18 protein-coding genes are annotated in these 23,176 nt (G+C 47.3%); 12 read left to right on the top strand and 6 right to left on the bottom strand.

Annotated elements, in window-relative coordinates; all coding sequences use genetic code 11:
- Positions 1-17: 17 nt before the first annotated feature.
- From NBH15_RS13640 to porN, 11 genes are all read left to right on the top strand, one after another.
- Positions 18-1,868, top strand: coding sequence for a RagB/SusD family nutrient uptake outer membrane protein (locus tag NBH15_RS13640; protein ID WP_250822848.1), 1,851 nt, complete (start codon positions 18-20; stop codon positions 1,866-1,868).
- Positions 1,869-1,895: 27 nt separating this feature from the next.
- Positions 1,896-3,476 (top strand): family 20 glycosylhydrolase, encoded by a 1,581-nt coding sequence (locus tag NBH15_RS13635; RefSeq protein WP_229102424.1) that lies wholly within the window; start codon positions 1,896-1,898, stop codon positions 3,474-3,476.
- 10 nt (positions 3,477-3,486) lie between these two features.
- On the top strand, positions 3,487-4,854 hold the full coding sequence (locus NBH15_RS13630; protein ID WP_129698041.1) for a Gfo/Idh/MocA family protein: 1,368 nt from the start codon (positions 3,487-3,489) through the stop codon (positions 4,852-4,854).
- A 381-nt stretch (positions 4,855-5,235) separates the two neighbouring features.
- Positions 5,236-6,027, top strand: a complete 792-nt coding sequence (locus tag NBH15_RS13625) for an O-methyltransferase (protein WP_046145991.1) — start codon at positions 5,236-5,238, stop codon at positions 6,025-6,027.
- An 80-nt stretch (positions 6,028-6,107) separates the two neighbouring features.
- Positions 6,108-6,671, top strand: coding sequence for a cob(I)yrinic acid a,c-diamide adenosyltransferase (locus NBH15_RS13620; protein WP_250822847.1), 564 nt, complete (start codon positions 6,108-6,110; stop codon positions 6,669-6,671).
- Between the two features lie 73 nt (positions 6,672-6,744).
- Positions 6,745-6,966: a DUF2795 domain-containing protein gene (locus NBH15_RS13615; protein WP_005633363.1), complete on the top strand. Its 222-nt coding sequence runs from the start codon at positions 6,745-6,747 to the stop codon at positions 6,964-6,966.
- 154 nt (positions 6,967-7,120) lie between these two features.
- Positions 7,121-8,074, top strand: a complete 954-nt coding sequence (locus tag NBH15_RS13610; protein WP_128132852.1) for a PorP/SprF family type IX secretion system membrane protein — start codon at positions 7,121-7,123, stop codon at positions 8,072-8,074.
- 3 nt (positions 8,075-8,077) lie between these two features.
- Positions 8,078-9,505, top strand: coding sequence for a T9SS ring complex lipoprotein PorK/GldK (porK, locus tag NBH15_RS13605; RefSeq protein ID WP_128132853.1), 1,428 nt, complete (start codon positions 8,078-8,080; stop codon positions 9,503-9,505).
- A 20-nt stretch (positions 9,506-9,525) separates the two neighbouring features.
- On the top strand, positions 9,526-10,632 hold the full coding sequence (porL, locus tag NBH15_RS13600; RefSeq protein ID WP_233566638.1) for a type IX secretion system motor protein PorL/GldL: 1,107 nt from the start codon (positions 9,526-9,528) through the stop codon (positions 10,630-10,632).
- A gap of 23 nt (positions 10,633-10,655) precedes the next feature.
- Positions 10,656-12,224, top strand: coding sequence for a type IX secretion system motor protein PorM/GldM (gene porM, locus NBH15_RS13595; protein WP_244050549.1), 1,569 nt, complete (start codon positions 10,656-10,658; stop codon positions 12,222-12,224).
- A 41-nt stretch (positions 12,225-12,265) separates the two neighbouring features.
- Positions 12,266-13,360 carry a type IX secretion system ring subunit PorN/GldN gene (gene porN / locus NBH15_RS13590; protein WP_250822846.1) on the top strand — a complete coding sequence of 365 codons (1,095 nt, stop codon included), beginning with the start codon at positions 12,266-12,268 and terminating at the stop codon, positions 13,358-13,360.
- A 328-nt stretch (positions 13,361-13,688) separates the two neighbouring features.
- Here porN and NBH15_RS13585 read toward each other — a convergent pair whose 3' ends face one another.
- Together NBH15_RS13585 and NBH15_RS13580 are read right to left on the bottom strand one after the other, a co-directional pair.
- Positions 13,689-14,039, bottom strand: a complete 351-nt coding sequence (locus NBH15_RS13585) for a hypothetical protein (RefSeq protein ID WP_250822845.1) — start codon at positions 14,037-14,039, stop codon at positions 13,689-13,691.
- Positions 14,040-14,321: 282 nt separating this feature from the next.
- Positions 14,322-14,807 carry a glucosaminidase domain-containing protein gene (locus NBH15_RS13580; protein WP_250822844.1) on the bottom strand — a complete coding sequence of 162 codons (486 nt, stop codon included), beginning with the start codon at positions 14,805-14,807 and terminating at the stop codon, positions 14,322-14,324.
- A gap of 58 nt (positions 14,808-14,865) precedes the next feature.
- On the opposite strand from NBH15_RS13580, the gene NBH15_RS13575 reads away from it, so the two are divergent.
- Positions 14,866-15,120 (top strand): DUF4248 domain-containing protein, encoded by a 255-nt coding sequence (locus tag NBH15_RS13575; RefSeq protein ID WP_233567353.1) that lies wholly within the window; start codon positions 14,866-14,868, stop codon positions 15,118-15,120.
- Between the two features lie 14 nt (positions 15,121-15,134).
- Here NBH15_RS13575 and NBH15_RS13570 read toward each other — a convergent pair whose 3' ends face one another.
- The 4 genes from NBH15_RS13570 to NBH15_RS13555 all read right to left on the bottom strand — a co-directional run bounded on the left by NBH15_RS13570 (position 15,135) and on the right by NBH15_RS13555 (position 22,736).
- Positions 15,135-15,590: an HU family DNA-binding protein gene (locus tag NBH15_RS13570; RefSeq protein WP_128134693.1), complete on the bottom strand. Its 456-nt coding sequence runs from the start codon at positions 15,588-15,590 to the stop codon at positions 15,135-15,137.
- A 344-nt stretch (positions 15,591-15,934) separates the two neighbouring features.
- Complete coding sequence (locus tag NBH15_RS13565; RefSeq protein ID WP_250822843.1) at positions 15,935-18,142, bottom strand: DUF3987 domain-containing protein; 2,208 nt, start codon at positions 18,140-18,142, stop codon at positions 15,935-15,937.
- A gap of 234 nt (positions 18,143-18,376) precedes the next feature.
- A complete protein-coding gene (locus NBH15_RS13560; protein ID WP_250822842.1) occupies positions 18,377-18,685 on the bottom strand; it encodes a hypothetical protein in 309 nt (102 codons plus the stop codon).
- Between the two features lie 322 nt (positions 18,686-19,007).
- On the bottom strand, positions 19,008-22,736 hold the full coding sequence (locus NBH15_RS13555; RefSeq protein ID WP_250822841.1) for a DUF6383 domain-containing protein: 3,729 nt from the start codon (positions 22,734-22,736) through the stop codon (positions 19,008-19,010).
- Positions 22,737-23,176: the final 440 nt, after the last annotated feature.

Here is a 23,176-nt window from a genome sequence, read left to right as displayed (position 1 = left end):
AATAATACTATTCAGTCATGAAAAAAATAATATATGCTATTCTGACAACAATGCTTCTGGCAACAGGTTGTAGCGAATCCTGGTTAGATCCGGATCCATTATCTTTCTACTCTCCGGGAAATACCTTGATCGATAAAGAAGGAATGTTGAGTTCCGTTACGGCATGCGACCGTTTACTTAGGGAAGAGTTCGTAGGACAACATTCTCCCATACTGACCGCTATGATCTTTTCAGAGCAATGCGTTTTGGGAACGACTGATATCTCCGGTCCCGCCCAGAACCTGAATGAAAAGATCCTGCCGACAGCAAATAATAACTGGGACCAGACAAACCGTATGTACTGGTACTGGACCAACGATTATCTCGGCATACGTTACGCCAATACTGTAATAACCCGAATAGACGATGCGACATACGAATCCGAAAGCGAACGAAACAATATCCTGGGTATGGCATTATGGCACAGAGCCTTCCGCTACTACCGGCTTTGTATGTTATTCAATGATATTCCCGCCGTCTTCACGGAGGTGGAAACTCCCGTTACCAACTTATGTTCGGTGGAGCGCGATGGTATCCTGAAGAAGATCAAATCGGATATGGAATTTGCAGTTCAATGGGTTGCGGAAGATAATAGCAGAGGACGCATCTCCAAAGGAGCCTGCTATCATCTGCTAGCCAAAATCTGCCTGACCCTGGGAGATTTTGATGAAGCCATAAAAGCAACCAATGCCGTTATCGACGGAGGACGTTACAGTTTAATGACTAATCGTTTCGGCGTTGACGTTACCGACAACACCAAAAATGTACTTTGGGATCTGCACCGTCCGCTGAATAAAAACAGCACAGAGAACAAAGAAGTCCTACTGGCAACACTGGACCGGTATGAATACCAGACAGCAAAATCATCCCAAAAGACACTGGCTATGCGTAACTTTCTCCCGTTCTGGGCCAACACGACCAATCGTATCCAAACTCCCGACGGCAAACCGGGTATGTCCGACAAACGCCTGAAAGAGCCGGAACTGGATTATAATGGTATTTACGGACGAGGTATCGGACGTTGCCGCCTGACATGGTACAGCTCCAATGCCGTCTGGGACGACAGCAACGACCTGCGGCATCTCCCCGGAAACTGGATGAAAATGACAGATCTTGTCTATAACAATCCGGACCTGAAAGGTACACCGTACTACCATCAGCCAATACGCTTGTGGAGCGACGACGGACAATTATTATGTATCGACACCTTGAGGAACTGGGGAGAATGGGCACATTACAAACTCTACATCGAGGATCCCGATGCCGCCACAGCAGCCCAGTACAACGGTGGCTATTCGGACATGTATATCATGCGCCTGGCAGAGACTTATCTATTACGTGCCGAAGCCTACCTCTGGAAAGACGATCCGGCTTCAGCAGCGCGTGACATCAATATCGTTCGTGCCCGTGCCGGTGCAGCACCGCTAAGTCCGGGAGAAGTAAATATGGAAACCTTACTGGACGAACGCACACGTGAACTTTTATATGAGGAAAACAGGAAAATAGAACTGACCCGTATTGCACTGTTGTATGCAAGAACCGGCAAATCAGATTACAAAGGTCGGAGCTATAGTATGTCTACATTGTCACAAAATAACTATTTTTACGACCGGATCATGGACAGAGGTAATTTCTACAATAAAGGAGTGAAGGCACTGAATGGCGCTGAATTTAAAATGAGCCCTTATCATATCTGGTGGCCGGTACCACAGAATGATATCGACGGAAACTCATCCGGACGTATCAACCAAAATCCCGGATATACAGGTGCCGAACTAAACATAACTCCATTGGCAGAAGTTCCCGAATCCGGTTTATCTACCATGTAAACACATGACTAACAAATAAATATAAATATGAAAAATACATTCATTAAGTCTATACGCAGCTTGAAGACCATAGGTATACTCTTCCTGGCATTCTTCCTGCTATGTCCGTCTGTTTATTCATCGCCAAAGGCGATGAATAAACATGATTTTGCCATCAAAGGATTTCACATTGACCTCCGTTGCGAGGTAATGACAATGCCCGCCCTCAAGAACTTCGCGAAGGAACTGGCTGAATTCGGAATCAATACGATCATTATGGAATGGGAAGGTTCTTATCCTTATGATAAGCATGCCACCATCTCCAACAAATATGCCTATTCCCGCGAAGAGGTCCGGTCATTCGTCTCTTATTGTTCAACGCTCGGCATTGATGTCATTCCCCTGCAGAATTGCTTCGGACATGCCGAATACATTCTCCGCCACGACCGGTATGCTCATTTGAAAGAGGACAGGAAAGAAGTTTCCCAGGTTTGTCCCATGAAGATAGACGAATGCAAAGAAGTATTCACAGAAGTCTTCAAAGAAATGGCAGAGTTGCATCCCTCCCGTTATTTCCATATCGGAGGAGATGAAACTTATCTACTGGGCAGTTGTAAAGCCTGTGCAGAGAAAGTCAGGAAAGAAGGTAAATCGAAATTATTCGTCGATTACGTGAAAGCCATGTGCGAGATCGTTGAATCGATGGGTAAACAACCCGTCTTATGGGCGGATATTATCCTGAAATATCCGGAAGCATTGCATGAATTGCCCAAAGATATCATCTATGTGGATTGGAATTATGGATGGGATCGCGATCATTTCGGAAATATGGATAACCTGTTCAATGCCGGAGTCACCTTTTGGGGAGCACCTTCCATACGCAGCCATCCCGACAACATCTATCTGACCCAGTGGGAAAAGCATTTCAATAACCAAAAGACATTCATTCCTTACGCCCGTAAAGCTGATTATCAGGGAGTGGTTATGACATCCTGGTCCACATCGGGCACTTACGGATTCAGCTACGACACCAATTGGGAAGTCATCGGGATGTTTCCTGTCAGATATGTATATCCGCTTTCGGGCTTCCGCATATTAGTTGCCGCCTATGGAGAGTCCCTCAAAAATGAAGAACCGATCGACCCGCAAGCCTTCGTCGTGAAATATGGACAGGAACGTTTTGGCTTCACTCCGGAAGAAAGTAAACGAATGTGGCAGATATTAAAAAGTCCGCAGGAAACGATCGTCAGAGGAAAAGACCCGAAAGGTACATCCGTGAAAGAGGTAAAAGCAGAAACCATCGCCCTACAAAAACAACTGGCTTCCCTAAAACCGAAGAATAACATACCAGAGTTTGAACATCTGCGCTTAATGTTCGACCTGCGCGTACAATACCTGACATTCAAAGAGATAGAAAACAGATACGAATCCAGTCGGTTTGAACGGAACCAGGCGGAAACATTTATCAAAGAGCTCGAACCTCTTATCATCGAGGCCCGAAAACTGGATAAACGTTTCCTTACCCTGAACAAAGGCTTTCTCCATGATGAAGAAATTGCCGAGATAAACCGTACACGCAACAATAAACTGAACACGATGTACGAGACGCTGATTAAAATGACCCATTAAATCCTTTCTTATGGAACCAGAAGAGAAACTGACCAGACGCAACTTTTTATCCGGCGTAGCCACTATCGGTTTAAGTAGTACGCTCGGTTCCGGTCTGCTATTTACCTCTTGCTCAGAAAAGGGGAAGCAGGTGCCGTTACACCCTGTCGAAGAACTCTATATACCCGAACTACCGGACAAAGCGATCGACGGGAAACCAATCAAGGCAGCTTTGATCGGATGCGGCGGAAGAGGCATAGGAGCAGCTTTCAACTTTCTCGATGCAGGAAACAACCTGTCTATCGTTGCACTGGCCGATCTCTTTCCGGATAAACTGGAAGCCGGGAGACAACGGCTGAAGGATGGGAAAAACGTCCGTATCCCGGATGAGATGTGCTTTACCGGTTTCGATGCCTATCGAAAAGTGTGTGAACTACCGATAGACCTTGTGCTGATCGCATCCCCCAACTGCTTCCATCCCGGGCACATGAAATATGCGATTGAAAAGGGAAAACACGTATTCGTTGAAAAACCGGCAGCCATCGATCCGGCAGGTTACCGTACGTTCGTAGCCGCGGCAAGACAAGCGGCGAACACAGGTATCAACATCCTGCCCGGTACGCAATACCATTTCGACCGGCCGTTTGTCGCCTCTTACCAAAAGGTACAGGAAGGACTTATCGGTTCTATTATATCGGGATACGCCTATTATCATACAGGACGTGACCAATATATCGTTCGTCGTCCGGAATGGACCGATATGGAATATATGATCCGCGGACATTTCAACTGGAACTGGGTGAACGGCGACCAGATCAGTAACATGCTGATCCACTGGATAGATGTTTTCAACTGGTTCACGCAACTCAAACCGGTTAATGTCATTGCCTATGGTTCCAGGATTCGTAAGAATATAGGCAATGTATACGACAATTTCAGCATGCACTTCGAATATGAAAACGGAGTAATGCTGGAAGGAATGGTCCGAAGGATAGACGGTTGTGACAATGGTGCCGGGATTGTCATTCAGGGGGAAAAAGGATCGTGGCATAGCAGCGACTTTTCCATCCGTAACAGAAACGGGGAAACAATCTGGAAATACGATCCGGAAGCTGCCAAGTCGAAATTCAAAGTACACGACATGTATACCCTTGAACACATCATGCTGGTCGATCATATCCGGAAAGGGACAGTGCTGAATATAGCCGAAACGGCTGCCACATCTGCCTTAACCGCCGTCATGGCACGGGAATCGGCCTATACAGGAAAAAGATACACATGGCAGCAAATTTCATCGTCTCCCCTGAACATGTTACCGGAACAAATGGCATTGGTCAACGTAGACTTGAAACAATTCGGCGTACCTCTCCCCGGCACCGCGTTCATTGCGGATGATTGACTGGTCATCATAAGCATAGAACACCTGACATACTCTTGTCTGGTTGCCGGGAAAAGTTGTTGCCGACAGTGTCGGCAAAATTATCGACAGCGTCGTCAAAGCTTTCGACAGTGTCAGCAAAATTGCCGACACTGTCGATAACAAATTACCTGCCTGAAAAAACAAAGAAACTATTAATACTCTCCAGCCTCCCGCCTTTACTCAGCACAATGTTTCTCGCTACATACGACTCGTTCCCGGCCGTATCCGTGCAATACACCATATAAACCTAAATCCGGTGACGGATATATAGATATTTTGTTTCTGACATGAATCTGTAGATACTAAATATTGCCAATAAACAAGAATATCTTACTTTTGTGTGACAAATACAAAAGAGAAATGCAGATTATACCCAAAGCTAATACCCTACGGAAAAGTGTACTTTTATACCGGGGCATCCGTTATCGTAAAGGATACGGTGTTCATTCTCCGTTCGTCTTCAACCTGATAACAAAGGTAATAGAAGAACGCTGTTCCTATTATAGCTTTTATGATATAGAACTGATCCGGAAACAACTGCTTTTCCGCGACGATAGCATAACCTATCCGGACAGACAACAGAAAAGGAAGCTCCGCCACCGTACGATCGGGGAGATTGTGGAACGCGAGGCAATCAAGCCCAAGCACGGAGCCTTGCTTTTCCGCCTGACGAACTATTTCAAGTCGCAAAACATCCTTCAGCTGGGGCCGTCGATGGGGTTATCCACCCTCTATCTGACCTCCTACGCCCCCGGATTGAGGTGTATTGCCCTCGAGAATATCCCGGAGTTCGCGTCCATCGCCCGGATCGCCTTCGAGAATGCGGCACATAACCCGATCGACCTGCGCACGGGAAACTATAAAGAGCTGCTTCCCCGCGCACTCGAAGACATGGGGAAAGTCGATTTTGTATTTTTTAATACAATCTATGAACAACAGAACAACGTTTGGTTGTTTAATGAATGCAGTAAACATGTTCACGACGGTTCAGTCTTTGTTTTTGAGGGAATCAAAGCAAGCCGTAAGATGAGGGAGTTCTGGAAAGAGGTATGCGCCCATCCCGAGGTGACGGTTACGGTCGACCTCTATTCGATGGGGATCGTATTCTTTAATAAGAAATTACATAAACGCGACTATATAGTCTACTTCTGACGGTGATGCTGTAAGGGTGGTTCGCGAACCGCCCCTACCAACGACACTATATTAAGAATATTGAATAAAAAAAGAAGTATATGAAGAAAAGCCTTATTTATACCGGTGGCGGCGACAAGGGAAAGACCTCCCTTGTAGGAGGCCAACGGGTATCGAAAGCGCACCAGCGCATCGAGAGTTACGGAACCATCGATGAACTGAATTCATTCATCGGGTTGCTTATCACAGCCCTGGACGATCAGGCCGACATCGATTTCCTCTCTTTCATACAGCATAAACTGTTCACCATCGGTTCTTATCTGGCAACCGACCAGGAAACAACCGAACTGAAGATCGAGAGCAAGGTAACCCCCGAAAGCATCGCACATATCGAACGGGAGATCGACCGCCTGGACGGTGAGCTGCCGCAGATGAAAAACTTCATCCTGCCCGGCGGTACCCGTTCCGCTTCGCTGGCGCATGTCTGCCGTACCGTCTGCCGCCGTGCAGAACGCCAGATATACCGTTTGGCCGAAACAAATCCCGTCGAAGAGCCTGTACTTATTTTCGTCAACAGATTGTCAGATTATCTGTTTGTTTTGGCCCGTAAGGAGTGTATTAGGAATAATGGTAAAGAAATTATTTGGGATTATACTTGCATCTAAGAAATATTGTTTTATTTTTGCGGAAAATTTGAGAACCTGACTGCCCTCGGGTGGTTGTTAATACTAGATGACTATGTATTGGACATTAGAATTAGCTTCGAAGCTGGAAGACGCGCCCTGGCCTGCAACCAAGGATGAATTGATTGACTATGCACAACGTTCTGGTGCGCCGTTAGAAGTAATTGAGAATTTGCAGGAAATGGAAGATGAAGGTGAGATTTATGAATGCATGGAAGATATCTGGCCTGACTATCCAAGTAAAGAAGACTTCTTCTTCAACGAAGAGGAATATTGATGTGCTTTAAAATAAAGTATTGAAATAAAGGCGAGGTAGTGGGCTTGCAGAAGTCCCCTGCCTCGTTTGTTTTTTGCGGTCCATACAATTTATACCTGTTTGCCGCGTTATTGTAGGGGGTGAAACATCTTTCACCCCGTTAGTTATAGTTTAGATGAAGAGAGTCTTCCTGTTTATTATCGCATTGATTACCTGCACGATGAGCATGCGGGGGCAGATTGATATGCAGTTAAGCCAATACTTCCTGGGACTGGGGTATTACAACCCCGCCTATGCCGGAACGACGGGAGATCTGAATATGCTCGGGTTGTTCCGCCAACAGTGGATCGGCATGCCCGGAGCCAGTACCTCTTTCTTTGTTATCGCCGATATGCCCTTCAAATTAGGCAGTACGAACAATGGAGTCGGACTGGTTGTAAACACGGAAAGTATCGGATTATTCCAGTATACAAAAGTAGGGGCCCAGTATGCCTATAAGCAGAAATTATTCGGAGGGACATTAAGTATCGGGTTACAGGCAGGTATATTCAATGTCGGCTTTGACGGAACAAAAATATATATCCCGGCAGATAATGAATATCACACACCCGCAGAGTCAGATCCCGCTTTACCCACAACAGCTGTGCAGGCAATGGCGATCGACCTGAATGCAGGTATTTATTATTCCCACAAACATTTCTATGCCGGTTTCGGAGCTACCCACCTGACAGCGCCCGAAATGGCATTGGGTGAAACGACTAATTATTATATCCCTATGGGATTAAATTTAGTAGGCGGATACAATATTCAGCTCAGGAACCCGTTGTATGAATTACAGCCCTCTGTATTCCTGAAAACAGACATGCAGAGTTTCCAGGCGGACATTACCGCCCGAATGGTATATAATAAAATGTTTAACGGAGGTCTTTCCTGGCGTATAAACGAGTCGGTAGTAGTATTATTGGGAGCCACATTCGGCAGATTTCAGGTTGGATATGCTTACGATTTCCCTACCACGGCCATGTTAAAAGGGAGTTCCGGTAGCCACGAAGTGTTGGTGCGCTACCAGTTGAAGTTGAAGAAGACAAAAACAGGAAAGAACAGACACAAAAGTGTACGTATATTATAGTATATGAAAAAAGTATTATTAGTACTTATGGCAGTAGCCTTGCTTACCTCATGTGGTAAATCCCTTTCCGGAGCGGGAGGAGAAGTTACCGGGGTAAGATCTGTGGCTTTTAACGAACCGTCGCCCTACGGCATGGTTCTGATCAAAAGAGGTTCGTTCGAAATGGGACCTGCAGACAAAGACTCCTTATGGGGAATCAACCCTGAAACAAAGGGAGTTTCGTTTGATGCGTTCTGGATGGACGAAACGGAAATAACCAACGCCAAATACCGCCAGTTCGTCTACTGGGTGCGCGACTCCATTATCCGCGAACGCCTGGCCGACCCGGCTTACGGTGGCAACGACCTGTTTAAGATCACGGAAGACCGTTACGGCGAACCCGTCACCCCGCATCTGGACTGGAGCCGTCCGATTCCCTGGAAACGGGCGAACGAAGATGAGTTGCGTGCCATCGAAAGCGTTTATTACGTACACCCCATCACCGGCGAAAAACGTCTGGACGAAAAGCAGATGGTCTACAAATACGAATGGTACGACTACACCGGTGCCGCCCTTCGCAAGAACCGCCTGGATCCGGGCGAACGCGTACGTAACACCGACATGCAGGTCGATATGAACGAGGTCGTTATGATCTCCAAGGACACCGCCTATATCGACGACGACGGCAACATCATCAACGAAACCCTCACCCGTCCGCTCAGCGGTCCGTGGGATTTCCTTCATACCCGCATCGTAAACGTTTATCCGGATGAAACCTGCTGGGTGAACGACTTTAATAATGCTTACAATGAGCCATACATGCGTATGTACTTCCAGCACCCGGGATATGACGATTATCCTGTCGTAGGTGTCTCCTGGGAACAGGCTACCGCATTCTGCGTATGGCGTACCGATATGTTCAAACAATCGTTGAACTTCCCGGCCGGACAAGCCATCGAGCCGTTCCGCCTGCCGACAGAAGGCGAATGGGAATATGCCGCCCGCTCCGGAAAGAACGAAAACAAATACCCCTGGTCGTCCGACGAACTTCAGAACGCCAAAGGTTGCTTCATGGCAAACTTCAAACCCGGAAAAGGAAATTATACCGAAGACGGTCACCTGATTCCATCCCGCGTAGGCTCTTTCGCCCCGAACCAGTTCGGTTTATATGACATGGCGGGTAACGTGGCAGAATGGACTTCTACCATGTATTCCGAATCGGGCCCGAGCCAGATGAGCGATATGAACCCCGACCTGCGTTACAATGCAGCCAAGGAAGACCCGTATGCGATGAAGAAGAAAGTCGTACGCGGCGGTTCATGGAAAGACGTGGCACAATTTATCCGTTCGGATATGCGCACCTTCGAATACCAGAACGAAACCCGTTCCTATATCGGTTTCCGTTGCGCACGTACACAGATCGGTTTCTCCCGTTCAAAAGGTAAAAAATAATATAAGAAACATACAACATTATGGGAAAATATAGAAGATATAAAAACAGAATTGAAATGTTCCTTTCCAGCGACATGGGAAAGAGAGTACTGAACTTCTGTTACAGCTGGGGAGCATCTATCGTAATCATAGGTGCCATGTTCAAGTTGCTTCACCTGCCGTATGGTAACCAGATCCTGTTTATCGCCATGACGGTGGAAGCGTTGGTATTCTTTATCTCCGCTTTTGAGCACCCTTCAAACGAATACCATTGGGAAGAAGTATTCCCCGTACTGAAATCGAAGAACCCGATGGACCGTCCCGACTTTGCCGGCACAGGTATGTCCAACCTGATCAACTCATCGGATAATATGGATGACGACAATACCTCAGGCGGCATAAACATCAATGTAGGCAACGGCAGAAAAGCAAATGTCGCAAACAACCTGGGCGGAACCTCCGTACTGAGCAACCTCGATGTCAGCGAAGAAGATACAAAGAACCTGTCGGAAAGCATCAAGAAACTGAGCGGCGCTGCCGAACAGATCTCCAAGATGGCGGAACTGACCGAAGCTACCCAGAAATACCTGGAACAGCTATCCGGCATGTCCGAAAATATGGAACGTTTCAGCCACGTCACCAACTCGCTGACCAACGTATCCGACACATTGCTTAACTCTTATAAGAGCATCACAGACAACTCGGACGGTATCAACCAGAACTCACGCGGCTACGTGCAGCAGATGGAAATGTTGAACCGCAACATCTCCGGTTTGAATACTATCTACGAAATACAGTTAAAGAGTATCAGTTCGCAGATCGAATCGATCGAACATATCAACGGCGGCCTGAACCGCATCCGCGAGATGTACGACGGTTCGGTAACCGACAGCTCGGTCTTCCGCAACGAAACGGAAAAGATGACCCGCCAGCTGGCCGAACTGAACCAGGTATACAGCCGTTTGCTACAGGCAATGACGGTCAATATGGGTCCGGCAACCGCTTACCAGCAGCCTGCCCCCCAGCCGCAACAGCCCAATTACCAGCAACAGCAGCCTAACTATCAGCAGTCCTACCAGCAACAACCGTACGGCTACCAGCAGCAGGCTCCGTATACAAACAATCCCGGACAGCAATCCGGCAGATAATAAACAAACGAAACTGAAAGAAGATGTCCGGAATAGCAAATAATCCCAACTCGCCCCGTCAGAAGATGATCAACCTGATGTATCTGGTGTTCATCGCAATGATGGCATTGAATGTGTCATCGGAGGTTCTCGACGGTTTCGAGCTAGTGGAAGACAGTTTACGCACCTCCATCAGCAACTCGGCTCACCGAAACGAGATCGTGGCAGGCGAACTGGATACCTACTACCAATCCAACCCCGAAAAGGTGAAGGAATGGTACGACAAGGGTAAACAGGTAAAGTCCGCTTCCGACAGCCTGTACAACTACGTGCAGGACCTGAAGCAACGTATCGCGGTAATTGCCGACGGAAAAGATGCCAACGTAAACAAGATAGAGCATAAAGACGACCTCGAAGCCGCTTCACGCATCATGCTGGGCCCGGTTACCGGAGAAGGAAAGAAGTTGCGCGAAGCCATCGACGCTTACCGCGTGATGATGGGCGAAATGGTACAGGACAGTGCCAAGACCCGCATCCTGGAAGCAAGCCTGAGCACTACACCGCCTCACAAGGCTGGGATCAATACCCGCACCTGGGAAGAAGCGTTGTTTGAAAATATGCCGGTTGCCGCAGCCGTAACATTACTGACGAAACTGCAAAGCGATATCCGCTACGCAGAAGGCGAAGTGCTGAACAACCTGTTGAACAGTGTCGACGTAGGCGACTATCGCGTGAATCAGATGACCGCACAGGTCATACCGGAGAGCCAGATCGTCATGCGCGGAAGCCAGTACAAGGCGAACATCGTCCTGTCTGCCGTCGATTCAACCAAACGTCCGGCCGTATTTGTAAACGGCAAGCAGTTGCCGGAAGACAGCCACGGACAGTTCACCGCCATAGCCGGTGCCCCGGGTACTTACCCGATTAAAGGGTACATCGAGATGCCCAATAACGACGGCACCACCATGCGTCAGAACTTCGAAAGCGAATACTTCGTAACAGAACCGAGTGCAACCGTAGCCCCGTTACTGATGAACGTATTATATGCCGGAATCGCCAACGAGATGCGTATCGCCGTACCGGGCGTACCGAGCGGGAACGTAACGGCCACCATGACAAACGGAACCCTGACACGCAAAGGCGATATCTGGGAGGCCCGTCCGTCGAAGGTAGGTACCGATGCTGTTATATCCGTAAATGCCCGCATGGCCGACGGCCGCAGCGTGGAAATGGCAAAGAATACCTTCCGCGTACGTGCCCTGCCCGACCCGATGCCTTACATCGAGTATAAGGACCAGAACGGCAATATGCGCAAGTTCCGCGGCGGAAACATGACCAAACGGAATCTGATCGAAACGGAAGTGCTCCAGGCAGCTATCGACGATGAAATATTGAATATAAAGTTTGACGTACTACGTTTCGAACTGTTGTTCTTTGACTCCATGGGAAATGCAATACCTGAAGTTTCTCAGGGTCCCCGGTTCTCGGACAACCAGAAAGACAGGATACGTCGTCTGACAAGAGGAAAACGCTTTTTCATCAGAGGTGTAGTAGCCAAAGGACCTGACGGCCTGGAACGTACTCTCACCCCGATCGAAGTCATTGTAAATTAGTAGGGGCGGTTCGCGAACCGTCCTCATAACAAATATAAAATATGAAACGTTTTTATTACATACTGGCAATTGCAAGCGCCCTGTTCTTCACAGCTACCTCCATACAGGCACAGGAAGAAACAGGAAACACCCAGCAACGGGCAAGAAGAAGCCCGCAGGCCACCCGCGGAGAACGGGCTAATGATAAGAAAGACACCGGTATACCCGAACTGACCGTGCGGGCACAGGATATGAACGAGCGTATGACACAGGAAGTGGGCAACGCCCGCTGGATGCGTGTCATGTACCGACAGATAGACCTGATGAAAGAGAAGAATGCTCCTCTGTATTATCCGGTCACCCCGATGAACGGACAGATGAACCTTTTCTCCATCATCTTCAGTCTGATCAGCGAAGGTAAAATAGACGCATACCAGTATGAAGACGGTTACGAAGATTTCAGCGACAACAGCAAGATCAACCTGAAAGACATGCTCGACCGCTTTGGCATCTATTATGAGGAAGTACCCGGACAGGGTAACCAGGGAACCACTTTCGTAATCAACGAAAGCGATATTCCATCCGAAACCGTCCGCTCCTATTATGTAAAGGAAGCCTGGTATTTCGACCAAAATAACTCCGTATTCGATGTAAAGACACTGGCCATCTGCCCGATCATGACCACTTCAGGTGATGTCGGCGAGTTAACCATGCCCATGTTCTGGATTCCTTACGAAAGTATCCGCCCGTATATCAATACGGCATTTATCATGACATCGAACATCAACAATGCCATGACCTTCACGCTCGACGACTATTTCCGCCGCCGTATGTTCGAAGGCGAGATCTACAAGACACAGAACCTGATGAACCAGCCGTTGATGGCTTACTGCCCGACTCCCGATTCCATCAAGAAGGAACAGGAGCGCATCGAAGGCCAGTTGGTTGCCTTTGAGAAGTCTCTCTGGTTCCAGCCTGACACAACCCAGGCAGAAGATCCGAAAACAGCTAAAAAGGCTAAAAAAGCCTCTGCCCGCGGACAAAACGGAGCCACTACCGAAAAGGCAGTCAAAGAAACCAAAGAAAAGACAGTAAAGACAAAAGCTCCGAAAGCCGAGAAATCATCTCCAGTTCGCAGCGTACGCCGCAGACGGTAAATAATGTGACAATGTGCCAATGGAGATGGCGACAAGTTCAGTATTTATCAGAATTGAGCTATTTTCTTTAATGGGGCTTTGCCCCATGCCGCAGGCTCTCTTTTGCCGTCAGTTTCAACTGACGGATAGATAAACCTTCCGGTTTTACCGGATTCCTCTGTGGGTTTCAACCCCTTTTCCTGATATGTATAATGAAAGGGGATAAATCCCACAGAGGAAGAGGCTTTGCCTCCTGTATTTAGAACCGTTGGTTGAAACCAACGGCAAAAGAGAGCCTGCGGCACGAGGCTCGCCTCGTTAAAAGACACCGTAGATAGTTCAATTTTTTCTATAATTGGCATATTATTCTCCCTGCCGCATACACCATCAACGCATATCCGGCAAGAACGGTTAATGACAATCCGGATTCTTTCCGGAATCGTTGCGCCAGCTCTCCTTGGAGCCGTTTTCGTACCCCGAGAGTGTCAACAGGGCCCCGATCGAGGCCAGGACGATTTCTGTACGGTCCGCCCACAAAGCCGTCATCCCCAGTATCACCAGGTAACACACGAGCCACTTCCGGCTGATTACCCGGCGTAACCACTTTCTCTTTCTTCTCATCTCTCTCCTTCTTTTTCAGGTTCAACAAAAAGCCCAGCAGGGCTCTGATAAATTGCAGGATTTGTCTTAATTTATTCATTGTCGTAAATGTTTATGTTCAGTTATTATCAGAATTGAACTATCCTGTCATCAACCTCACTTGACTATTACAGGTCTATTTGCCGTCTGCTTTAGCTGACGGACTAGTAAAGAATCTATCTCTTTGGACTTTAGTCCCATTTCTTAAAGCTTTCTATCTGAGAGAAATGTGGCTAAAGCCCAAAAAAGAACCAGCTTATAAACCGTCAGCTAAAGCAGACGGCAAATGAACCTGTAACAGATGAGTCACTTTGACAGTTGGATAGTTCAATTCTTTCTATCTTTACGCCGCCCTGCCCCGCATCCAATCATACATATCCTTCAATGTGATGATCTTTTCGGTTATAGCGACCAGGTTATGACGGTACTGTTCGCGGTTATCGCCGTTCTGCTCGCTGATATAGGGGCTGTAGGCTATCTCTTTCGCATAGGCTTCGGGCTGGCGGCTGAAACTCCAGGCACGGTGGTAGCCGGTACGGATCAGACGGGCAAAATCCAGGAATGAGAACTCTACACCGGCATAATGACGGAAATAATGTACCCCGCTGCCCCCTTCTATCTTCGCTCTCTCCCCATGCCAATAGCCGTTGGATGCCCCGTACCCCATGATACCGAAATAGTTATGATGTTCCCTGGCCAAATCCGAAGTACCCCACCCGCTTTCAAGTGCCCCCTGCGCCAGGATCACCACCGGGTTCATGTCATATGTCCAACCCGCCTTCTCGGCTGCCGGCAGACAAGTCTGTAAATACTGTATCTGTTTATCCATTTTATATGATATTAGTTAGTACTTTATTTGAATATGTGCATAATAATTCGTATATTTATTGATATATAAACCTTCAAATACATACCGTATGGAAAATTCATTCAATCAAAACAGAGTATGGGGATGGGGCGAGCTTGCCCTGCAATACTTTCCCAATATTTCACAGAAAAGTGCCACGATGCAATTGTTGAAATGGGTCCGCGTAAGCAGGGAGCTCGTCGACCAGCTGGAAAAATCAGGCTGGCATCCCGGCAAGAAATACCTCACGCCCAGACAGAAGGACTATATCGTCCGACACCTGGGTGAGCCGTAAAAACGGCCGGCAGGCTATTCAATCTCCGGGCGGTCTCCACCACCGCCTTCCTCCCCTTTTCCTTCCTCCTTATCCGACGGATCAGGAATCTTTTCGAAACTGAAATTGGCCACCGCTTCACGTAACACCTTGCCGGGACGGAAAACGATCCGTTTACTTTTGATCAGCGACTGGTTGAATTCCTTTTTCGTAGCCGTCCCGCTACTGCCGAACTGCAACTGGAAATTCCCCAGTTCGCCCACCTGTACCACCTCGCCTTTTCCCAAGCTGCGCTTCATCACCTCGATCAACGAATCGAGGATTAGCCGCACATCCCCCGGCGAAGCGGTAGACGAGAGCGAAATCAGGTCGCACAACTCATACATGTCGCACGTTCCCGTCGCCTTTGCGTTGGCATAATACAACTTACTCCCTTCCACTGCATCTTTACGCAAGTCCTTTCGTAATACCAATGTGTACTTTGCTGGCATAATCTTCTTTGTTTTTAATTAAACACCTTGTTTATAATCACATAACAAAGATACAACCGCCCGACCCGGACGAACGGAAAGCCGAGGAAGGAGGGGGAAAAAATGGAAAGAAAAGGAAGAAAGGGGAAAGAAAACACCTAAAATAAGCATACCCTAATAACCGACTATATTTTCTCTACCCTATAATGTACATCCCCACCCCCTATACCCCGTCCCTCCTCTCCCTATACCCCATTGCACGACAGGGTATAGGGGAAAATGTTGTTTTTCAAAGGGGAATATTTTCAAAAGGACAAAACGGCCAATTTGGCCACCGCCACAATTTGGACATGCAGGGAGGTAGGTCAAGCAGCCGGAGGGGTGTTCTTACGGTAAACGCCGGGAGCGATACGGGTGACATAGTGCGGGTCAAGCCGTTTCAAATGACGGCGGATACTACGTTCTTTGATGCCGACGGATTCGCCTTGCGTGTATAACTCCGACAGGGTGAACTCTTCCGGCAACTGCTCGAAAAGGCGGCGGAAATAATCGGGACAGGTCAGCTCCGGTATATCGGCAGAAGCAGCCAGCTGCGTCATCAACAGGCGGCTATGCGCCAAGCAGACATCGATGATGGCGAGGGCGGCATGAAAGTGGGCATCGCTGCAAAAAAGCTCGTCCACCCCGTAATCGAGCTTGGCCGCCTCCAAGGCAGTAAAGATCATGCAAAGGCGGTAGGCCATCAGACCGTGGCGCTTCACCGCACCGAGAAAAGACTCGCTACCGAACAGGTAGGTTTCACGTAACAGCCGGCCGAAATGGCTGTTCAACTCACGCCACTGCTCACCGGTCAGCCGTACCCGCAAAGGCCGTTTACGCAACAATACCGCCATCTCCATCACCTGCTCCGACAAGGCATCGAGATATTGCTCGTAACGGTCGGCCTCGCCTGACGACGATACATCCTGCCAGACCGCCGCGCTACGGCAGGTATAGAGCAACAGACGGCTCGCCAACCCATTCTCGGCATCGGGTATCAAACGGGAGAACTGCCCCGGCGTACCCGCCAGTAAGACCGCCAGGCGCGGACGCGGGATACGGATCATCTCGTTGTCAGTCTTGCGCGACGAAGCGACCGGCTCATGGTGGAACGCCTTGCGCAACAGATCGTCGAACTGCCCGTAGTCCTGCCGTCCGGCGCTGATCAGCGTGTCGATCTCGCTATCGGCCATCAACCCACCTATCTCGCCATTGTCTGCCAGGTGTACCAGCAGCTTGGCCTTGGTGATCTGCGTGGGGATGAAGAAGTAACAGGTCGATGCCTTCACCGGGACATCTGCCACACGAACCGCCTGTTTCTTCTGGCGGGCAGCCGCTTTCTTCACTTCCCATTCTTCCAGCTCCTGGCGGTATGCCTCTTCCTTGCGTTTCGTTTCAGCCTCAATCAACAGGGCATAGCGGTCTGCCAACCGCCGCATGTCGTTGATGCAGCCTTTCCCGTTGCCCGCCGGTGCCACTTCGACAGTGAACAGGTGCGGATATACCTTCTTTCGGTTGTAAACACCCCATACCCCCGGCAGGCAGGCGCTGAGCACCGTGCAAGCTGCCAAAAGAGCCATGTCGCGCTCACGCGGATCGGTATAGAAACAGATGGCTTTTTCAAACAGCGGAGGCAGGTCAGTTAGGATCTCCGGAGGCAGTAGCGGAGTGCGTTCGCGCAGCTCCTCGCCCGAAATTGTGTCGGTGGCCAAATTGGCCGTTTTGTCCTTTTGCCCTTTCGGGCGGGTGGCATACTCCACCTTATTGCCCTGATAGGCAGAAGATAACGCCAGACGAATCTCTTCGTCGGAGAAGTCGGGGGCGTGCATCAGGGGGATGCAGAAAGCAGCTGTTTCATCGCAACCGAACCCTCTGCGGTTAGCCTCACAGCCGAGGCGATAGACGGTCTGGTTGCGGTTGCCCTCCATCGTCGGATGGGCACGCAGCCAGTCGTGCACGAAGAGTTGCGCAGGCAAGACAGAAGCGGGGGTGAACACCTCTGCCTCCGGATTGTAGTACGCTTCCGGATCGTTGCTCACGTAGCAGCAGCGGCTGATATCTTTGCAAGCCCGGTCGCAGAAGATCCCCGCCAACTGTTCGTAGCGGGCTGCCACCGCGGCAAAGGCGGCGGCATGTGCTTCACGGGGGGTATCAACACGGACAAACACCTTCAATCCCTCCCCACCGGGACTGACGAAGAGGGCCAGTGTACAAGCTTGCAGGCGGAACTGGGCAGCCAACCCTTTCGGGTTGGCCACATGATCGAAATCAAGCCCCACGATGCCGCTATACCGCTCCAACCGGCTGGCACGGTGCCCACCCCGGAACACACCCGAAGGGGTGAAACCGGGGAGTTGCCCTTTTTGTTTACGGGCTCCCTCCTTATCGCCCGCTGCCAGGGAGGCACGATAGGCTGTGATGACAGCCTCCCAACGACGGGTGCGGATCAGGATGATGATTTCTTCCAATGTGCAGGGGACAGAGCCCGGCAGATACAATTTCTCGAAAAAGGAAAGAGTAGGTATTGCATTCATATGCTTTAGATTTTAAGGCCGCAAAGCCGATTAATAATAGCCAAAGATACAGGCTTCTTCCTGAGAAAACAAGCCTATAAAACGACCGGCTACTTCTATTTACCAATCTTGATTATCAATGATTTAATAGCAATATCAGAGAGAAATCACCCTTTTAACAGCAAAAAGCGGTCGTTTAATAGGGGAAAGGGGAAGAAATTTATTTTTTTACCCCATAGAACGTTACCGGTTTCCCTACAATAATTCCTGTTCCTCTTCCGAGATATAGTAGTTACGCTGGACGGTACCTAGAGAAACCCCGAAGTCGAAACAACTGCACATCAAGTGGAAGAAACAACCGTCGCGTTCAGCTCCCGAATGTTTTTTCAAGAAACGGTCGATGCGTTTCAATTCTTTCAATACATCGGCATGGCTGCCTTTGGGAATTACCTGCCGGTCTTCGGGATAGATGACCGTCGCTCCGAGGCGTTCAGACAGGATGGATTTATACTTGGTCAGTTGCCGTTTGTTACTACGCGACAGTGTGCCGCACGATCCGTTCATGCTGCGCAGGCGATCAATCTCATCGCAAAGAGCATCCAGGGTCAGCGATGCCGTTAGGATTTCTTTTTTTCATACTGTTTACTGATATTAAATAACGAAAGCCCCGGCAGAAATAAATCCACCGGGGCTTTGTTTGGCCTGCCTTCACCCTTCACTGGGGTAGGGACAGAAGAACTTTATTTCATTACTTTAGTATTAATACTTGACTGCTTGTTCATCTTCTCAGACTACTTGTGTCGGGGCGATTCGCGAACCGCCCCGACGACACGCGGTCAATTAACAATTAATTTATTGATTATAAATAGTTTTACTATACTATTCCTTATTTCACGATTGCTTTTACAGCGTCTTCGCCTTCAACGGCTACGATTACTACACCTGCAGGAGCAGCGATTGTAGCTTCGTCGGATGCAACAACTGTGTTAGCAACAGTCTGGCCAAGTACGTTAGTGATTACTACATTCTTACCGGCTGCACCCTTCACTGTCACTATACCGTTACCTGCGATAACTTTCACACTTGCTGTTTCGATACCTTCGTTGGCTGTAGCGTCTTCGCCTTCTTCAGCACCCTGTACATCGAATACGGCTGCTTGATCCAAATCAGTTACCAATACAGGTACAGAGTTGTGGATACGTACGTACTGTGCTTCACCTTTGTCGTTTGGCATAGCTTCGATGTAGAATTCAGCCTTGTTGTCGTCTACGGTTGTCGGATCAACCAAGCGGAATGCGAAGGTTGCTTCGTTCATCTGCTGTTTGCCATTTTTATCTACGAAACACAATGTATCATTAGCAGCTTCTTTTGTTCCACGGAAACGAGAGCTTTCGATTACCAATGTATCGTTTTCGAAGTGAGTTGCCGGTACGAAGGCCAGACGAACATTACCCTGATACAATGCCTGTGAGTTGTAAATTTCACCACTAATTCCATTTACATAAGCTGAGTCAGCCAAAGTTACTAGATATTCACCTGTACGAGACCATACTTCTTTCTTAGTAGCGTGCTGACACTTCCAAGGATCATTAGTTTCCTTATTGTCTGCATCATAGTGAGGTCCGTCAGGATCACCACAAGGAGCAACCACTTTGATTGATTTTTCCCATTCACCTGCACGTACAGCCAGCATATACAACGGTTTGCGAGTGTTGTTGCGGATGTAAGCAGTATCTACCAAGAACGGCAGCTGAGCACTAGCAGATTTGTCAGCCAAATTGGTTTCGCCCAAGAAGTTCAGACTATCCTTAGCAATACCGTTACCGTTGTTAGCATTTTTGTTTGCACTATTTTCATACAAGAATGTATTTTCGTCGTTTGTACGGAAGAACTTCAATTTGTTCAAGTCGCCTTCTATGTCATTGAAACCATCTTCGATAGTCTTACCGAAGCGACGGTATTCAGGACGGCCTTTTTCATCAACCAAGAACATTGTATTCTTGTTTTCGTCGTACATGCAGTTTGCTTTATACATGTAAGAATCGTTGTTACCAGCGTAGATCTTACCTTCCAATGCTTTTTCATCCACAGTGATCAGATTGAAGTGTTCGTCAGCCATACGGATAACGATCGGATCAGCATCTTCTGCGTTGATACCATACTTACCTCCCTGCAAACCGAAAGAGTCATCATCATCACTTATTGCCGTGAATTTGTAGATCGGAGCTTTCAATGTATATTCAGGATGGTTCCATTTACCGCCCTCGAAGTAAGACACAGTTGTCTTAGCCATTACCGAGTCGGCAGCTTCTGCTTTGAACTCTGCCTGTGCAGCATTTGTACCGATGACAGCCACGCCGTCTTTGTTAATAGACACGTTTGCATAACCGTCAAATACAGTTGACCAGTAAGACATCACGAATGTCAGGTCTTTCAGTTCATCTGCTGTACTGCTCAGATATTTATAATAGTCACTGCTTTCGTCAACAGGCACGAATGTGATTTCGTACTTCTCGCCTTCATATACATAGATATTGTCTTCCTCATAGTCTTCGCCATCTTCCGGATTTTCACGAAGTTCCGTCCAAGCGATATCTTCTACCATAGCATCCGTGTTTTCACGGTTCACCATCTTGTAGGCTTTCTTTTCTACGTCGTAAGAGATAGCCCACTGTTTTTCCAAACCGTTTGCAACTGATTCAGCCAATGTGATCTTATTGTCGCCACAACCTGTTGCTACAACGAGCAGATCGTCTTCAGCACCTTCTTTGTTCAACTGTTTGATGACTGCATAACCTTTCTTCAAGAACTTAGTAGGTTCAACCACATTGTTGTTCAAGCTGATTGAAACCGCATCCAATTCCGTTTCGATAGAAGCGCCCAGAGTTTTTGTTCCTTCAGTTGTCAACTTATAAGTACCCAAAGTAGCCCAACCTTTTACATTAGCTGTTGCAGTCGGAACCTGAACCTGGATGCTGTCGATCTTATCGATCATCAAATGATCTTCGATAGCAGCAGACGGAGTATGGAAGAACTTGAAGTTGTTTGCTTTATCTGCATCACTAGTCAGCTCGAAAGCATATACATACTGGTTTACATTCTGACCTTGCACATTCTTTGCATCAGCCTTGATATACTTGCCGTCCGCATTTTTCAATTTGAACTCTATAGTTGAGCTGTTAGGAACGGCTGTCAACAAGCCTGCAAAAGCATCTGTTCCTTCAACACCCGAGAAGCTTACATAGAAAGCACCGTTCTGCAGGTTGTTCAGATCTGTTGCTGGAACGTTGTGAGAAGAGAGGCGATACAGACCGAAGTAGTGAGCTGTAGCGTCCTTGTCATCCAAGTTAATTCCATTCAAATTGAATGCAACACCATTCTTATTGTATGGAGTTTTAGCTACAGATTGAACAAACAATTGGTCATTTACCTTCAATGTAACACCTGCTTTGTTTTTGAAAACAAATGTATATTCACCATCGGCATCCTTAGTTTGAGTCATTGTCCACAAATAGTCTTCTTTCTCAGCTAATGTAGACCAAGCTTCTGTTCCTGTATAACAAGTCGGTTTACCTGTCTCGTCTGCTGAAATAGCGTAAGATTTACCATCATCCCCTTTCACTACGAACAGATAATAGTCACTCTTAGGATTCTCTACCAAAGTGAAACCGTTAACCGTTTTGTCCAATTGTTTCGCACCAGATACAACAGCGCCGTCTTTGGTTTCGATAGCAACAGGTTCAACTTCTTCCAAGTCTTTCAATGCTTCAGCCAACTGTTCAGCAGTACCGTTGAAAACGATAGAAGCACCTTCTACGGCTTTTTCTACAGCAACTTTAATAGCATTTGCATTTGTAATTTTATTCGTATTTTTATCAACAATAGGTGTAACCTGAGAAGCGATCACTACACCTTGTTTAGATAATTCAGTCTCACTCCAACCCGTTGTGTAACTCAAATCAGTCGTACACTCTTCATACTTATTACCAGAAACTGTCAATTGTAATGTAGACAAATCAGCCACAGTTTTATCTGTACCAGTAACAGATGAACAACCTGTTCCAGACAAAGTGTAATCTCCTGCAATTTGGAAACCGGAAGAGAATGTATCACCTACAACACCATTGGCTTTCTTAATTGTGTTGTTCTTAACAACGATCTTTCCTTTGTTTCCTGTCGGGAAAACAGTGATACCGTTTACCAAAAAATGGTCTGTAGAACCATTAATAGTATTACCATCCAATGTTACTCCATCAGCAATCACGGTAATAGCAGTTTTGTTAACCGCAATTGTTCCGTCTTCGCCTTCTGCAAAAACATTCTTGTAATTGATCGTCAAATTCTTAACAGTCACATTTTTACCTGTAATGACAATATGAGCAGTTAACTCTTTGCCGTTACCATCCAAGATGAAGCCGTTCTTATCAATCAGTAAGTAATTCTTCTGATCTGTAAAGACAACGTTATCCGTCAACTTCAAACTGTTTCCGTCTGCTGCAAGTTCAACACCTGCTAAAGCATCAAATTCAGCCAAAGAAGTCGGTGCAGCATTCAAAGTAAACAACGCACCACTAAGCAGTAACGTTGCTACAAGCGTAGAAAACTTTTTGTTCATAAATCTTTAATTTAATATTAATAATAGTGTTACTTAAAAAGCCTTTTAACCATAGATCCAGGAACGTATCCAAAAGCGAATGACTAGAAAAAACGTTCCTTTTTTCTAGTCATTATTTCTTGCTCATTTTATCTTTGTGTTCAAAAGGACGATTTTCGTACTTACTTTGCTATTCTGTTGATAAGAAAGGATATAGGAAAGAAAAAAATATTTTGAAAATGGTTGGAGGATTAAAAGAATGTGGTAACTTTGCTGGCGAGAAAAAAGGAACATTTCTTTTAGTCATTACTAATAATTCGTAATACATTATATTACAATATATTCAATAGTATTTTTCACTCTATTTACAGATATATATTAAAGTACGCGCGTGCATCTTAATATATTGATACACAGCATACCTATTTATAGGAATTTAGCATACAAATGTTAAAAGAGTT

Origin of the sequence: Parabacteroides caeci, assembly GCF_023656795.1 — a bacterium.
Lineage (GTDB): Bacteria > Bacteroidota > Bacteroidia > Bacteroidales > Tannerellaceae > Parabacteroides > Parabacteroides segnis.
Note: the sequence above shows the minus strand (reverse complement) of the source record. Positions and strands in the feature narration are given on the sequence as shown.

Bases quoted from the DNA above. Each gene is read 5' to 3' on its own strand.
- NBH15_RS13640 (WP_250822848.1), top strand. From the start codon at position 18: ATGAAAAAAATAATATATGCTATTCTGACAACAATGCTTCTGGCAACA.
- NBH15_RS13635 (WP_229102424.1), top strand. From the start codon at position 1,896: ATGAAAAATACATTCATTAAGTCTATACGCAGCTTGAAGACCATAGGT.
- NBH15_RS13630 (WP_129698041.1), top strand. From the start codon at position 3,487: ATGGAACCAGAAGAGAAACTGACCAGACGCAACTTTTTATCCGGCGTA.
- NBH15_RS13625 (WP_046145991.1), top strand. From the start codon at position 5,236: ATGCAGATTATACCCAAAGCTAATACCCTACGGAAAAGTGTACTTTTA.
- NBH15_RS13620 (WP_250822847.1), top strand. From the start codon at position 6,108: ATGAAGAAAAGCCTTATTTATACCGGTGGCGGCGACAAGGGAAAGACC.
- NBH15_RS13615 (WP_005633363.1), top strand. From the start codon at position 6,745: ATGTATTGGACATTAGAATTAGCTTCGAAGCTGGAAGACGCGCCCTGG.
- NBH15_RS13610 (WP_128132852.1), top strand. From the start codon at position 7,121: ATGAAGAGAGTCTTCCTGTTTATTATCGCATTGATTACCTGCACGATG.
- porK (WP_128132853.1), top strand. From the start codon at position 8,078: ATGAAAAAAGTATTATTAGTACTTATGGCAGTAGCCTTGCTTACCTCA.
- porL (WP_233566638.1), top strand. From the start codon at position 9,526: ATGGGAAAATATAGAAGATATAAAAACAGAATTGAAATGTTCCTTTCC.
- porM (WP_244050549.1), top strand. From the start codon at position 10,656: ATGTCCGGAATAGCAAATAATCCCAACTCGCCCCGTCAGAAGATGATC.
- porN (WP_250822846.1), top strand. From the start codon at position 12,266: ATGAAACGTTTTTATTACATACTGGCAATTGCAAGCGCCCTGTTCTTC.
- NBH15_RS13585 (WP_250822845.1), bottom strand. From the start codon at position 14,039: ATGAATAAATTAAGACAAATCCTGCAATTTATCAGAGCCCTGCTGGGC.
- NBH15_RS13580 (WP_250822844.1), bottom strand. From the start codon at position 14,807: ATGGATAAACAGATACAGTATTTACAGACTTGTCTGCCGGCAGCCGAG.
- NBH15_RS13570 (WP_128134693.1), bottom strand. From the start codon at position 15,590: ATGCCAGCAAAGTACACATTGGTATTACGAAAGGACTTGCGTAAAGAT.
- NBH15_RS13565 (WP_250822843.1), bottom strand. From the start codon at position 18,142: ATGAATGCAATACCTACTCTTTCCTTTTTCGAGAAATTGTATCTGCCG.
- NBH15_RS13560 (WP_250822842.1), bottom strand. From the start codon at position 18,685: ATGAACGGATCGTGCGGCACACTGTCGCGTAGTAACAAACGGCAACTG.
- NBH15_RS13555 (WP_250822841.1), bottom strand. From the start codon at position 22,736: ATGAACAAAAAGTTTTCTACGCTTGTAGCAACGTTACTGCTTAGTGGT.